Source organism: Niabella hirudinis (assembly GCF_051201075.1).
In the GTDB taxonomy this organism is placed as follows: Bacteria; Bacteroidota; Bacteroidia; order Chitinophagales; family Chitinophagaceae; genus Niabella; species Niabella hirudinis.
The window spans coordinates 110,885-126,175 of the sequence record NZ_JBPEHJ010000001.1 but is presented as its reverse complement, the minus strand read 5'-3'; the positions used below and the strand labels follow the sequence as shown (position 1 = coordinate 126,175).

The window sequence follows — 15,291 nt, the reverse complement described above, 5'->3', positions numbered from 1 at the left end:
ATTATGAAAATCAGAACCCTGATACCCGCCGCAGGAATATTCCTGCTGTCCTGTCAAAAAAAACCGGCAGAAGTGGTAGCTCCCGACTTTGACGTGACTACCACTGAGCTTACGGTGAAAGCCGGTACGCCCGCTGTTTTTAAATTTACGGGAAAAGCGGCCACGCTGGCTTTTTATCCCGGAGAGGTTTATAAGGATTATAATTATAAAGATGGCAGAAGTATTGATGTGGCCGGCAAAGGCCTTACGCTTGCCTTCTCCAACGGAGTGGCGGCTGGCAGCCCGGCGGGCACGCAGGTCCGCCAGTTTTCCATTCTGCTTTCTACAGACTTTAACGGGAACTACAACGACTTTGCGGCTGTAAAAGCAGCTACCTGGGTAAATATAACGGATAGCTTTATTCTGGCCGCTTCGGCAACAATGGTGGCTACACGTACCGTTGATCTTTCAAAATATGTAGTTGCCGGCAAGCCCGTTTACTTTGCTTTGCGCTATATCAACCGGCCACAGGTAGCCAATGGTTATGCCCGGCAGTGGCTGGTCGAAAATTTCCTGTTGAAGAGTATCGATGCTAAAATAGATACTACGGCCGTTACCATCGCCAACCAGGCATTGGCCGGGTTCAGGATCGTGGATGAAAACCCCGTCAATGCAAAAGCCCGGTCTACCATTACCAATACGCGGGTAACTTTGTATGGTCCGGTATATAAAAACCCGGCAGATCCGATCTATGATCCGGCCAATCCGGTATTTGATCCCAGGAACCCGATCTATGATCCCAAAAGCCCGCAATATAACCCGGGTGCGGTTTTGCCGGTATATGTGCCTTACGACCCCAACAGTCCTTACAATGACCCTTACAGCGAAAACTGGGCCGTTTCGGCGCCCATCAGCTTAGGTGTTGTTGAATTGGGAAAAGATTGGTCTGTTCCCGTTCGAACATCTGTTTATAGTGCTATGCCCGCTACCTATAGCTATACTTATAAAAATCCCGGCAGGTATGAAGCGGTTTTTGTTGCGGCCAATAACACCATTGAGGATAATGCTTCCGTGGTAAAAAAAGTGATTATGAATGTAACGCCTTGATAAAGTTGAGGTATTTAAACGTCTTGCGGTTAAATCCAATTAAATAGCGGTTTATTGTGCGTATTTGCGGTCGCTAAAAGGCCGGAACTTCGGGTGTTTGCGTAAAAATATTTTTCAAATCCGCAAAAAATCCGCAAAAAAAATTGTTTTTATTCGTGTTTGCGATTATCTTGCGCATAATATCGGTTGTAAAACCGCTAAAAAACTGCAAAAATGACGATTGCCAATTGCTTGCTGAAATACTCAGGAGTTGTAACGTGCTCCCTTGAGGTCATTTTTTTTATTTTATTGATGGCCGGCTTTTACGAAGGTCAGGTGCATAAGACGTGAATGTTCTTTTGCGCAATTTTTTTCTGTAAAACCGGGCCACGGGTTGTTGGGTGTCCCCGGGGGATTAGAGGACAAAATAATTAAAAGTAAAATGAAAGAATATAAAAATTACGGAAGGATATTATTGTATGCCTTGCTTTTTTTACTGGTGCTGAAGCCGGGAACCGGGTTTGCCCAGGAGGATAGAGCGTTTAAGGGGAGGGTGGTAGATGAAATAGGCGTGGGCATTATTGGTGCCAGTGTGATGATTAAAGGAACCACAACGGGTACCAATACCGATATGGCGGGTAAGTTTTCGCTGAACCTTCCTACGAACAATGTAGTGCTCATCATTACCTCCGTGGGGTATGCGGAAAAGGAAGTACCGGTTTCTTTTTCAAAAACAAAAGAAATGGAAATTCCGTTGGCCGCTTCTTCAAAAAGTGAAGATGACGTTGTAGTGGTGGCTTACGGTAAACAAAAAAAGGAAAGTGTGGTAAGCGCCATTACCACGGTTACCCCATCCACCTTAAGAGTACCTTCCAGCAATCTTACAACAGCCTTTGCGGGAAGACTGGCAGGGGTAATCGCCTATCAGCGATCGGGTGAACCGGGGCTCGACAATGCAGAGTTCTTTATTCGTGGTATTACTTCTTTCAGCTCTTCGGGCAAAAAAAATCCCCTTATCCTTATTGATGGTATTGAAATGGAGCCGAACGATCTGGCGCGGATCAACGTGGATGATATTGCTTCGTTCTCTATTATGAAAGATGCCAATGCTGCCGCGCTCTATGGCGCCCGGGGGGCCAACGGGGTCATCCTGGTAACCACCAAAGAAGGTAAGGTAGATAAGCTGGGGTTCAACGTAAGAGTGGAGCAATCAAATTCCTATAATTCGGAACTGGTGAAACTGGCCGACCCCATTACCTATATGAAGCTGCACAATGAAGCGGTGAGGACCCGGGATGCGTTGGTGGAATTGCCGTATACTTTGTCAAAAATCCGGGAAACAGAGCTGGGATCCAATCCTGTTTTGTATCCCTCGGTAAACTGGTACGACTACCTGATAAAAAACAGAGCCGTAAACCGGCGCGCCAACCTGAATATAACAGGAGGCGGACAAACAGTGCTCTATTACCTGGCAGCTAATTACCAGAACGATCAGGGGATCATAAAAGAAAGCCCCGAAAACATGGTAAAAAACAATATCAATATCGACCGTTTTCAATTGCGTTCCAACGTAACTATCAAGTTTACCCCCGCTACTACAGCTGTAATAAGAGCTTACGGTTCGTTTGATGATCTGAGCGGCCCTGCAACTGGTGGTTCAGCAGTGTTTCAGGCCGCCCGTAATGCTTCGCCGGTAAGTTTTTTACCCTACTATCCCCCCGATTCCGCCAATGAATTTTCCAAACACGTTCTTTTCGGAAATAATATGGAAATGAACCTGATGAATCCCGTGGCGGATCTTGCCAGCAGTTTTACGGAACAAAAATCCTCCATGATGCTGCTGCAATTGGAAATGGAGCATAAATTCAGCGGTAGCTTAAAAGGATTAACAGCACGGGGTATTTATAATGTAACACGGAAGGCACTTTACCAGCAATCCAGGAGTTATGCGCCTTTTTATTACCTGCCGGCTACAACATTAGACGGATCTTACCAGTTAGTGGCGCTGAACCCCGACAGGGGAACGGAGTACCTGGGCTATTCGCCGGGTAACCGGACGGTGGGCGCCATCCAATATGGAGAAGTTCGTTTGGGTTACAACCGCACTTTTAATGACGTGCATGACCTCAATGTAACCCTCGTGGAAACGATCCGGTCCGCCAGCCAGGTAGCCCCCCGGGTTCTTAGCAATGGCACCCAGCTGGATGATTTGCAGCAGTTGCAGGCCTCACTGCCCCAGCGGAATATTTCCTCGGCAGGCAGACTGGCCTACGGATACGATTCGCGTTATTTTGCCGAATTTAATTTTGGCTATAACGGAAGCGAACGGTTTGCTCTCAGGAATCGCATGGGCTTCTTTCCATCGGTAGGAGCGGGGTGGATGGTGAGTAACGAAAAATTTATGGAGCCGCTGAAAAATGTGATCAGTACATTAAAGATCAGCGGTACCTATGGTAAAGTGGGTAATGACCAGATAGGTGGTACCAACACCAGCGGCGATGATCTGATCAGCAATGTAATAGACCGCTTTTTTTACCTGCCGCAGGTAGATATGAGCGGCTCGGGTTACTGGTTTGGATACAACCGGGATTACCGGTCGGGTATCGAAATTAAACGGTACGGAAATGACCTGATTACCTGGGAAATTGCCAAGAAGTCCAATATAAGACTGGAGCTGGGCCTGTTTAGAAACTTTACGATGATCACCGATTTCTTTGCCGAAACACGGGAAAACATTCTGCAAAAACGGGCGGATATACCCTCTACCATGGGCTTACGCACCATTCCCTGGACCAATGTGGGGGTAGCCCAGGGAAAAGGATTTGAAACAGAGATAAAATATGATAAAACTTTTAGAAAAGATTTTTCATTGCAGGTAAACGGAACCTTTACCTATGCCTCCAGCAAGTATAAAAAATATGAAGAGCCCGACTATAGCGATGTTCCCTGGAGATCCCATGTGGGCCTGAAGCTTTCGCAGCCGGTAGGGTTAATAGCAGAACGGCTGTTTATCGATGATGCAGACGTGGCAAATTCGCCAACCCAGTTGTTTGGTAAGTATGGTGCCGGTGATATTAAGTACAAGGATATTGATGGAAACGGCCAGATAGATGACAATGACAGGGTGCCCATTGGTTACCCAACAGTTCCTGAAATCATTTATGGCGGCGGATTCACCGCAGTGTATCATTCATTCGATTTCTCCCTCTTCTTCCAGGGGTCGGGGCGCTCTTCCTTTTTCATTGATCCGGAAAAGATCACCCCATTTGTTAATAACGGGCAAAGGGCCTTGCTGCAGTACATTGCCGATGATCACTGGTCGGAGAACAACCGGGACCTGCATGCGTTTTGGCCGCGGCTGTCTGAATACCTCATCGAAAACAATGGTCAGCCAAGTAAGAGTAATCTTAACACGTACTGGCTTCGCGACGGATCGTTTTTACGGCTGAAGTCGGGTGAGTTTGGTTACTCCCTGCCGGAACGGCTAACGCAACGGGCCCATATTGAGCGCCTCCGTTTGTATGTCAGCGGTACCAACCTTTGGGTATGGTCTAAATTCAAAATGTGGGACCCGGAGATGGCGGGCGATGGCTTAAAATACCCGGTACAGCGGGTGGTCAATTTTGGTCTGAACGTTACTTTTTAATTACTGCTAATTAAAATCATACAAAATGATATCTGTTATATATAAATTATTTATTGCGGTTGGCGGTACGGCTAAAGTCGAAAAAGAACAAGTGAACGCTTGTAAAAGGGTTTATTTTCGGGCAAAAAGCTGGTCCCTCATCCTGGTGTTATCTTTAACGCTGCTGGGAACCGCGGGGTGCCGTAAATTCCTGGATGTGGTACCCAATGATACGCCCACCCTGGAGCATGCGTTTTCGAACCGGTCGGTAATGGAAAAATTTTTGAGAACCTGTTATTCCTGGCTGCCCGATCCTACCGATCCGCTATATTATCCTGCTTACTTTACCAGTAGAGATGAATTTGACTACAAAGGAGAAACCCGCGCAGGGAATTCGCTGGCCGGCCGGATTTCACAGGGTCTGCAAAACACAAATACACCTTACCAGGATTACTGGTCGGGCTACGAGGATAGCAGAAAAAGCGCCGTTAAAAGCATGTATAAAGCCCTGCGCGATTGTAATATTTTTCTGGAAAATGCGCATACACCAAGGGATATTACCGAGGAAGAGCGCACCCGGTGGATATCGGAAGTAAAGTTTCTGAAAGCCTATTATCATTTCTTTTTGCTGGAGCTTTATGGTCCGATTGTACTGGTGAAAGAAAATCTTCCTATTTCTGCCACACCGGAACAAACCCGCGTGTACCGCGAGCCGGTGGATGAGTGTGTGGATTATATTGCCGGGCTCATTGATGAAGCCCTGCCCGGGCTGCCACCGGTATTGCCGGATCCGGCTACGGAGCAGGGAAGGATCTCCCAGGTAATTGCCCTGGGCATAAAAGCGAAACTACTGGCAACCGCCGCCAGCCCCCTGTTTAACGGAAATTCTGATTATGCCGGCTGGCAGGATAACAGGGGCAAGCAACTGATTGCTGCTACCTACGATCCTAAAAAATGGGAAAGAGCGGCTACTGCAATTAAGGAAGCCATTGATGCCGCTGAAAACAACGGTTACCGTCTCTATGAGTTTAACAAACTTGCCGGCGGAGCCAAAACCTATGCTATGAATGACAGCATGGTGCAATTGATGACGATCCGGAAAGCAATCACCGAAAGCCTGGAGCGTAACCCGGGCGTGATCTGGTCTACCCAGGAGCAGTTTGCCGATTTAAAAGGCAATGCAGCAAGACTTGGTTTAAACTCTCTTGGAAATATGCTGAAACTGTTGTATCCGCAAATGTATTCACAGGATCAGTCTTACCAGGCGCAATACTACGCGGCCTCCTGGCACATGGCAGAATTGTTTTATTCGAACAATGGGGTGCCGATCGAAGATGATAAGTTTTTTGATTATGCCAACCGGTATAAACCGCGGCGCGCAACGGCCAGCGATCATCATACCACCTATATCCCCACGGGAGAAATTACGGCTTCCATGCATTTCTTCAGAGAACCCCGCTTTTATGCCGACCTTGGTTTTGACAGGGGATATTTTGAAAACGAAACCACCACGGATAATGGAGGCGCTTCATTTGGAGTATACCTCCGGCAACGGTCCGGAGAAACAGGCCTCAATGGCTATGTGCCCAAAAAGATCATCGCATTTGAAAGTTCCAGCAGCAAGGGCGTTTCCGGTAACCCTTATTCGCCCTATCCTTACCAGTTTCCGCTGCTCCGCCTGTCTGATCTGTACCTGTTGTACAGCGAAGCGCTGAATGAAGTAAAAGGCGCCCCGGATGGGGAAGTGTACAACTGGATTGATAAAGTAAGGGCCAATGCCGGCTTAAAAGGAGTTGTGGAATCCTGGCAGGCTGCAGCGTATAATCCTGCTGCACCCACAAATAAGAACGAAATGCGGAAGATCATCCAAAGAGAACGGTTGATTGAACTGGCATTTGAGGGACAGCGGTTCTGGGATATCCGCCGCTGGAAGACAGCATTGCAGTATTGGAGCCTGCCGCCCACTTTATGGACAACCACAGGAACCACTCCCGATCAGTATTATGTGCCCTGGGTGTATGGGGCGCCCCGTACCGTTAGCTTCAGGGACTACCTGTATCCCATTGCGCAATCGGATATACGTGCCAATATCAACCTGGTGCAAACCTATGGATGGCAATAAGAAAATGGCTCATTAATGAATCGTAATAACTTTCTAATGAAAAAATATAGTTTCATAATTGTAATGATACTTTCTGTTTTTCTCTTTTCCTGCAAAAAAGAAGAAGAGAAAGTTACGGGGACCTGGAACTCCGGTCCTGTAGAAGTGGAAACCATAACCCCCATCAACGGAGGGGCCGTTATTTCATATAAAGTACCTGATGACGGAAACCTCCTGTACGTGATGGCCGAGTATGAACGCAATGGAAAAACGTTTGTGGAAAAATCATCGGTATATAAAAACACCCTCACCATTGAGGGGTTCAACCTGCCTGAAAAAACAAAAGTAAAAGCAACGATTTACAAGGTAAATAAGGAAGAGCAGCGGTCGGCCCCGGTGGAGATCGAATTTGAACCCCTGGAGGGCCTGGTGTCGCTTGCAGAAGAATCGCTGCATTTGCAACCGGGGTTTGGAGGCATTGTTGCCAATTGGAAAAACCAGGCCAGCACACAGCTCGGAGTTCGCATGATGGTGCCGGATGAGATCAAAAAAGTGTTCACTACAAAGGAAATGTATTTTACCACCGCCCCTGATGATAAGCGTTCTTTCAGGGGGTTTGAGTCCGAACCCACCAATGTTGCCGTTACTTTTGAAGATAAATGGGGGAATGTTTCCGACACGGTTTTTTATTCAACAACGCCGTTTTTTGAAACGATGGTGCCGAAGCCTTATGCCGATTACAGGGCAAATATTCCCTATGATAATATTACCAACCTGTCTGGACGTACCACCAACACATTGTGGGATAATATTGTGAATACATCGGGTCATGGCTGGCTAACCGCCAACGGCAGCAGCGGCCTGTCTATTACCATTGATCTGAAACAGGTGGTAAAACTGAGCCGGATCATTATTCATGGATATCATATTAACAGTCCCTATGGCCAGGTAAATATTCAGCAGTTTGAGGCCTGGGGTACCGATAAGATTGATTTTGCCCGTTTATCAGACCGGCCATATTGGCTGGATTCATCCAGTGTGCGCTGGGCGGCCCTCAGCACAACACCCTGGTTTGTTGATCCTACTACGGTGCTTCCGGCAAGGACCTTTAAAGACGACTGGCAATACCTGGGTTGGCATGCCATACCCCGGTATGACCTGATGGTGCCGCCCGATGCGCAGGCTATCTCAAATATTTCTGCAAACGGAACAGAATATGAAATGCCGATTGATGCCAAACCGGTGCGGTATGTTCGTTTGTTTGTTCGCCAGGTGTCCAATTTGATGCCACCGCCGTCCAATAACTATTTTTCAATGGGTGAAATTACTTTTTACGGAGACAATACCGTGCCGCAAAATTAGGCGCCGCCGAAAACGTAGTATAAAAATATTAAGAATGAAAAAGATCAGTATCTTATTTTACACAGCACTCTGCCTGCCGCTCTTTTTGGTGGCGCTGCTGTCATCATGCGATAAAATGAATGACATTCAAAGCAATTTTGCCAATAAGGAAGAAGCGGTTTACCTGGGAAGGGTGGATTCTGTTAAATCGTACCCCGGTTTTGGAAAGGTGAAGCTTGTATGGCTAATGAATGCCGATCCCAAAATATCAAAGACGATCGTATATTGGAACCTGCGCCGGGATTCGATTGTACGGTCGTTTAACCGCACCGGGCTTGGCACACAGCTGGACTCTGTGGTATTGGAAGATCTGCCCGAAGGAACGATGCTCATAGAGTTTCGGAACACCAATGATAAGGGAGAAACCTCGTTGTTTTCTTCTGCAACGGTAACGGTATGGGGTGAGAGTTTTGCAGACCGGTTGCGGGCGCGCAATGTGACCTCATTCGATTATGATTACCTGCAGTCAAGCTACAATCTTACTTTGTCAAAAACAACGCCGGGCGACAGTGTGGCTTATTCTCAGATCAGCTATATCACAAAAAATAACGAAACAAGAGTGATAAATACCAACAGGAGTGTAAATGATACGGCGGTACAGTTAACCGATTTTCCTGCCGGGGGATCATTTCAGTTTCGCACGGTATTCTTCCCCCCCCAGGGTATTGACACGGTGCGCAACGAATACCAGACCTTTAAAGCACCTGATGTGGTAACCGACCGGGGCATGAAGATTGCATTGAAGGGAAACGCTACCAGTAAGTATTTCCCGATGAATGATGACCTGTGCGAGTGGAACGCTGCCGGCGACCTGGTGGTATATGAAGCTTCGGCCAACGGAGAGCTGACAGAAAAAATGCGCTATCCCGCGCTGGCATCCCGAACCACTCTTCGCGATTTTTTCTTTTATGAGGGCGACCGGTTTATTGGTGTTCAAAACAATAATAGTCTGTATATGTATACCATTGCAGACGGTGTTTTAAAAAATGTACTCGCTTCCACGCTTGGTACAGGGTTTACTACTTCCAAACATATTGGCGCGCGGGGCTTCTTTTATGCTATTACAGATGCCGGGGATGTAAAAGCCTGGTTTGCATTGCCTGCCGGAACATGGCTTACGCCTCAGTCGGCAACAGCAGGCTCCGGCTTTGCCTACAACTCCTATGCCTTGTTTAATTTTCAAACCCTGATAGGTATTGATGCTGCAGGAAACCTGTGGACGTTCCCGGTAGCTGCATCGGCAGTCCTTGGCTCCAAAATACGGATGGGTTTGGGCTGGAACCGCTTTACAAAAATTATGTGCGCCGGCACAAGGTTATATGGCCTGGAGTCAAACGGCGATCTGTATGTATATAACAATTTTGATGCCGCCGGCAAGTACTGGATTGTAAACTGATTTTTTTTAAATTGAATGATATACGGCAATATTTGCGGTCTTTAATTTTACAATTTTTAACCGGAAACACGAATGATTAAAACTGGAGTTTTTCTGATAAGCATGGCTTTTTTGATGCCTGTTTTTTTGAAGGCGCAGCCGCAGCAGCAAAAAAAGGAGCAGGTATATGCAAATACCGCGTTTGCAGACCATGGCCCGGCTTCTGCCTATAGCACCACCCGCGGAACAGTGGCTGTCGTTGATGAAAAGGGCCGCAATGTAGTGCTGTCCTGGCTTTTTGATGTAAGGGGCGGATATGCTTTATCATTGGTGGATGCCGCAACGGGTAAGAGCGAAGTATTTCCCATGCCGTTTAACCCCGGGGGCGATTGTCCTTATGCTTCTGTTTTTTCCTCACGGGGGAAATTTTATACGCTTTTCAACAGCAATTTTGTAGAGTTTGATCTTGGAAAGCGGGCATTTACCTTTCATCATAAAACGGCCCCGCAGATGGCCATGGGAATGACAGAAGACGATAAGGGAAAAATATGGGCGGTAACCTATCCCAACAGCGGAGTGGTATGCTTTGATCCCGCAACGGGCGCTTTTACAGATTATGGCTATCTTAATAAGGAAAACTGGCAGCAATATCAGCGATACATGGCTACCGATGACCAGGGCTGGGTTTATTTTGCTCTCGGTAATACCAACAGTCAGCTGATTGCCTTTAACCCGGAATCCCGGCAGGTAAATAAACTCTTACAGCCCGCAGAACGGAAACGGGGAACAGCTTATTTGTACCCGGATAAGAATGGAAAAGTATATGGCCAGGCGCTGGCGGATACAAACGGCGCCTGGTATGAAATGTATGAGGGCCGCATAAAGCCAATTGGCACCGGCCACCGGCCCAATGAAAAGCCAATTATTACAGGGTCACAGGCTTTACGGCATTTGTCATTCCCGGATGGAAGTAAAGTAACCAGTTTAAACCTGATTGATAAAGTATTGATTACGGAGGACGCTCACGGCAAAAAAAATACAGTAAATTTTGACTATCCTTCCGAAGGGTCCTGGGTAATGGGCGTTGGCACATCGCCCGACCAACAGTCTTTGATAGGGGGAAGCTCCTTTCCCATGCGGCAGTTTAATTATACAGCCGCAGCCGATAAATGGAGCACCAGGCCCGCGTTTGGGCAATACAACGCCTTAACAACAAGCGGTTCCTACGTTTTCTTTGGATCTTACCCCGGAGGGGTGTTGGTTATGTGGGATACCAAAAAGCCTTTTAAAGAAGGAAGCGCAATGGCAAAAGACAATAACCCCCGGGTGTTGTTTAAATGCACTCCCGTTATACATCGCCCGCACCGCGTATTGGTGCATCCGGATGGCAAAACGGTTATTTTAGGCGGTACGCCCGAATACGGCTATACCGGCGGCGGTCTTTTATTCTATGATATTACTACAAACAAGCACGTATTGTTAACGGATAACGATATTGAAAAGGATCAATCTACCATGAGCCTTACCAATATAGCCGGCGGCAAGGTGCTGGGCGGCACCACAGTATCCCCGGGAACCGGCGGCGAGCAAAAGGCCCGGCTGGCCCTGTTGTATATCATTGACCCGGTTTCAAAGAAACTAATGTGGAAGGAGCCGGTTATCGCCGGTGCAAAGTCCTATACGGATCTGACCACCCGCAAGGATGGAAAAGTGTACGGGATTGCAGACAGGAGCATCTTTTTCCTGTTTGACCCGCAAACAAAAAAAGTTATTTTTCAAAAAGATGTCCGCAAGCTGTATGGAAACACGGTTGGCGAACAGTCGCCCCGTGTGTTTATCAACGGTGAAGGAGATGATCTTTACATCCTTTTTGAAAATGCAATTACCAAAGTAGATCCCCAAACCTCAGAGATCCGTTTGTTGTCCAAAACGCCCCAGGCAATCCGCGCCGGCGGCTGTTTTCTAAAAAACCAGATTTATTTTATCAGCGGCTCTCATTTATTTAGTTATACATTGTAACTTAAAAAGCCCGGGATATATATTTGCATGCCGGATCCGCTATTTTTTATCGAACCTAAAAAAAGTTATTTATGAGCAGCACTTTCAACCGCAGGAAGTTTATCAGCAATGTAACAATCGTTGGCACAGGCCTGGCCATAGGAGCCCCGCATATTGCATCCGCCCGCAGGGCCGATGCCAAGCCCGCCATCCTTGGCGGACCTAAAGCACATACCGGTAGCTTTCCGTCCTGGCCGGTTGAAAACACTATTGAAGAAAAAGGGCTGACGGAGGTACTGCAAACTAAAAAGTGGGGGCGGCTTGATGGGAATACGGTGGCTGCATTTGAAACAGAATACAGCAAACTGTTTGGAGTAAAACACAGCCTTGGCGTTTCCAGCGGTACCAGCGCCCTTACTACCATTCTGGGCGCGCTTGATATAGGCCCGGGCGATGAGGTGGCAATACCCGTATACACTTTTGTGGCTACTTATAACGTGGTGGTATTAAACTATGCGCTGCCCATACTGGTAGATACAGACATTGAATCGTTTCAGATGGACGCAGCAAAAACAAAGGCTGCAATTACACCGCAAACAAAGGTCATTATGCCGGTGCATATCGGCGGGTCGCCGGTAGATCTTGATGCCTTTACAACCCTGGCAAAACAACATCATATACCGCTTGTTGAAGATGCCTGTCAGGCGCATCTGGCAGAATGGAAGGGGGTTAAAGTAGGCAATTACGGTTTGGCCGGCGCCTTCAGTTTTCAGTCGTCCAAAAACCTGAATTGCGCCGAAGGCGGCGCCGTTACAACCAATGATGAAGCTTTTATCAAAAACTGCTACACCTTCCACAACCAGGGACAGGGCGGGCGATCCACTTCTTTTTCTACAGGTGTGGGTACCAGGGGTACCAATCTCCGGTTAACAGAGTTTCAGGGAAGTTTATTGTTGTCGCAAATGACACGGGTAGTGGAACAAAGCAATCGCCGCTGGGAAAATGCGCAGTACCTCTCCGGGCTGTTGAAAAAAATCCCCGGCATTACCCCTGCAAAATTGTATCCCGGCACCACCCGGAGCGCCTATCATTTATATATGTTCCGGTATGATAAAAATCATTTTGCCGGTTTAAGCCGCGAGCAGTTTCTGAAGGCGCTGAGCGCCGAAGGTGTGCCCAACTCGGCCGGATACGGGCAGATGAATAAAAGCGATTATGTAACCGCTTTAGCAACCAACAAACACTACCTGAAGATCTATGGCGAAAAGACGATGCAGCATTGGCTGGAGCGGAACCAGTGCCCTCAAAATGACCTGTTAACGGCTCAGCAATCGGTATGGCTGTTTCAGAATATGCTGCTCGGAACAAAAAACGATATGGAGCAGATTGCAGACGCAATGCGTAAAATACAGAAACACGCAGCGGAGATTGCGAAGCGATAAAAAAACAAAGAAACGAATGGCGCTAACCAGTTCCAGGGTATCTTTAAAAATGAGCGATCCTTTATTCCTTTCGTGGTACAGCCGCTTCAATGATCTGAGCCAGTGCTGCTGCAATTAAGCGGTGGCCTTCGTCATTGGGATGAATACCGTCCGTAAATAAAACATCAAGCGGCTGCTGAAGGGTATTGGTATAATTGTAAAACAATTGCCAGGAGTCTACCAGACGGAGATGTTTTCGTTTGGCGATTTTTCGAATGGCATTGGCGTATTCTTTGACACGATCATAGCGGTATTGTTCATACCGGCTGCCCAGGGGGTTAGGGGTTAGTAATATCACCTGCCCGCCTTGTTGTTTAATCCGGCGTATAAAATAGGTGATATTTTTCTTGTATTGTTTGAGCGGGATACGGGAGGGGGTACCACGGCCTTTATCCTGGTAAGCATCATTAAGACCAAAGTTGATGGTAACCCAATCGGGATGATGTTTTAAAACCGCCGTATCAAAGCGGTCCATGGCATGAATGACTTTTGCAAAGCTGTTGTCCTTAATAGATCCGCTGTGGCTGCTGGGTACACCCGAGTTGATGATCTTGTTGGCAATGCCCATACTGTCCAGCTTTTCATGAAGCCGTACCGCATATACTTTTTCCACACCCTTCCTTGGAGCGGTGGTTGAATTTCCAAAAGTAACAATGGTGATGGGGCGATGCTCCTGGGCCCTGCCGGTTGTTATTGTAAAAGCCAGGAGCATGAACAGGGATATTTTTTTCATCTGAATCGTTTTCTTAAACGCAAACGAAAGTAGGCTGAAAAATGTAATTTTTAAAATGAATAAAATGCAAATCTTTTTTTATCGCAGGCTTATTCCGGCAATCCTTGTACTGCTCTTAACCGGCGCCTGTTTCGTTAGCAAAAAAAACAGCGGTCGCGAAGCGCTTTTAGTGTACCGCGGAAAGCCGGTAACAACCGTAAACCAGTGGAATAAAAAAAGAAATAGCATCCTGAAACAGATGCAGGAGGCCATGGGCCCCTTGCCCCGTTTAAAAAACATCCGCCGTTCGATGTTCGTTTTTTAGACAGCAGCGCCAATGCCGCTTATACCCGGTATACGATAAAGTTTACGGTTGAAAAAGGAGAGGAGCTGCCGGCTTTGTTATATGTACCCAACAGACAGGCGAATGGTAAAAAGATCCCCGCCATTATTGCATTACATGGAACGGATATGCTGGGAAAACTATCAGTGGCCGGACAAAGCGCGCTGGCTAACCGCGACTATGCAAAAAAACTGGCAGAACGGGGCTATGTGGTACTGGCCCCGGATTACCCGGATTTTGGAGGACTGTCAAACTATGATTTTGATGGCGACCGGTACCGGTCGGGTACTATGAAAGGGATTTTCGATCATATCCGGTGTGTGGATTATTTGCAGTCGCTTCCCCTTGTTGACCCGGAAAAAATTGCCGTTATCGGGCATTCGCTGGGCGGTCATAATGCCATTTTCCTGGGCGCCTTTGATCAAAGGATAAAAGTGGTGATTGCAAGTTGTGGGTGGACGTTATTTCCCTATTATGATTTGGGCCCTGCAATGGAAAAACAGTATGGAGGAAAACTGGGGCCCTGGGCACAAAAGCGCTATATGCCGCTGCTAAGGGAAAAATTTCAGCTCAATGCAGAACGGATCCCTTTTGACTTTGATGGCGTTATTGCCACTATTGCGCCCCGGATCTTCTTTACCAATTCCCCTTTAAAAGACGCCAACTTCAGTATCGCCGGGGTAAGGGCCGGCTTAAAAAATATACTTGAAGTATACAACCTGTACCACGCGTCCAATGCCTTATATACCCGCTTCCCGGATGCCGGACACGATTTTCCTCCCGATGTTACCAGGGATGCGTTTCATGTATTGGATAGCGCTTTTGGCCGGTAGGTGTTTGTTTGTATATAGATGTCTGATGGCTGATGGCTGATGTCTGATGGCTGATGGCTGATGTCTGATGTCTGATGGCTGATGGCTGATGTCTGATGGCTGATGTCTGATGTCTGATGGCTGATGTCTGATGTCTGATGGCTGATGTCTGATGTCTGATGTCTGATGGCTGATGGCTGATGTCTGATGTCTGATGGCTGATGGCTGATGGCTGATGGCTGATGTCTGATGGCTGATGGCTGATGGCTGATGTCTGATGGCTGATGGCTGATGGCTGATGGCTGATGGCTGATGGCTGATGGCTGATGGCTGATGGCTGATGGCTGATGGCTGATGGCTGATGGCTGATGGCTGATG

At 47.4% G+C, this 15,291-nt stretch carries 11 protein-coding genes; 9 read left to right on the top strand and 2 right to left on the bottom strand.

Annotated features, from left to right (window positions below; translation table 11 throughout):
- Positions 1–3: 3 nt before the first annotated feature.
- From GGU45_RS00505 to GGU45_RS00475, 7 genes are all read left to right on the top strand, one after another.
- Entirely contained in the window at positions 4–1,086 is a 1,083-nt protein-coding gene (locus GGU45_RS00505) for a DUF5017 domain-containing protein (protein ID WP_435221013.1), read from the top strand.
- 421 nt (positions 1,087–1,507) lie between these two features.
- Complete coding sequence (locus GGU45_RS00500) at positions 1,508–4,711, top strand: SusC/RagA family TonB-linked outer membrane protein (RefSeq protein WP_435221011.1); 3,204 nt, start codon at positions 1,508–1,510, stop codon at positions 4,709–4,711.
- A 25-nt stretch (positions 4,712–4,736) separates the two neighbouring features.
- Positions 4,737–6,812, top strand: a complete 2,076-nt coding sequence (locus tag GGU45_RS00495; RefSeq protein ID WP_435221009.1) for a RagB/SusD family nutrient uptake outer membrane protein — start codon at positions 4,737–4,739, stop codon at positions 6,810–6,812.
- Between the two features lie 36 nt (positions 6,813–6,848).
- Positions 6,849–8,153: a DUF5126 domain-containing protein gene (locus GGU45_RS00490; RefSeq protein ID WP_435221007.1), complete on the top strand. Its 1,305-nt coding sequence runs from the start codon at positions 6,849–6,851 to the stop codon at positions 8,151–8,153.
- A gap of 34 nt (positions 8,154–8,187) precedes the next feature.
- Positions 8,188–9,588, top strand: a complete 1,401-nt coding sequence (locus tag GGU45_RS00485; RefSeq protein ID WP_435221005.1) for a DUF4998 domain-containing protein — start codon at positions 8,188–8,190, stop codon at positions 9,586–9,588.
- A gap of 72 nt (positions 9,589–9,660) precedes the next feature.
- Complete coding sequence (locus tag GGU45_RS00480; protein ID WP_435221003.1) at positions 9,661–11,586, top strand: Vgb family protein; 1,926 nt, start codon at positions 9,661–9,663, stop codon at positions 11,584–11,586.
- Between the two features lie 71 nt (positions 11,587–11,657).
- Positions 11,658–13,007: a DegT/DnrJ/EryC1/StrS family aminotransferase gene (locus GGU45_RS00475; RefSeq protein ID WP_435221001.1), complete on the top strand. Its 1,350-nt coding sequence runs from the start codon at positions 11,658–11,660 to the stop codon at positions 13,005–13,007.
- A 61-nt stretch (positions 13,008–13,068) separates the two neighbouring features.
- On the opposite strand, the gene GGU45_RS00470 is transcribed toward GGU45_RS00475, so the two are convergent.
- Complete coding sequence (locus tag GGU45_RS00470) at positions 13,069–13,779, bottom strand: SGNH/GDSL hydrolase family protein (protein WP_435220999.1); 711 nt, start codon at positions 13,777–13,779, stop codon at positions 13,069–13,071.
- A 64-nt stretch (positions 13,780–13,843) separates the two neighbouring features.
- Here GGU45_RS00470 and GGU45_RS00465 point away from each other — a divergent pair, with 64 nt between their 5' ends.
- Together GGU45_RS00465 and GGU45_RS00460 are read left to right on the top strand one after the other, a co-directional pair.
- Positions 13,844–14,083 carry a hypothetical protein gene (locus GGU45_RS00465; RefSeq protein WP_435220997.1) on the top strand — a complete coding sequence of 80 codons (240 nt, stop codon included), beginning with the start codon at positions 13,844–13,846 and terminating at the stop codon, positions 14,081–14,083.
- 74 nt (positions 14,084–14,157) lie between these two features.
- Positions 14,158–14,934, top strand: a complete 777-nt coding sequence (locus GGU45_RS00460) for an alpha/beta hydrolase (protein ID WP_492226440.1) — start codon at positions 14,158–14,160, stop codon at positions 14,932–14,934.
- Here GGU45_RS00460 and GGU45_RS00455 read toward each other — a convergent pair.
- Positions 14,904–15,291 (bottom strand): hypothetical protein (locus GGU45_RS00455; RefSeq protein ID WP_435220995.1); only part of this gene is annotated, 388 nt, incomplete at its 5' end. The genes GGU45_RS00460 and GGU45_RS00455 overlap by 31 nt on opposite strands.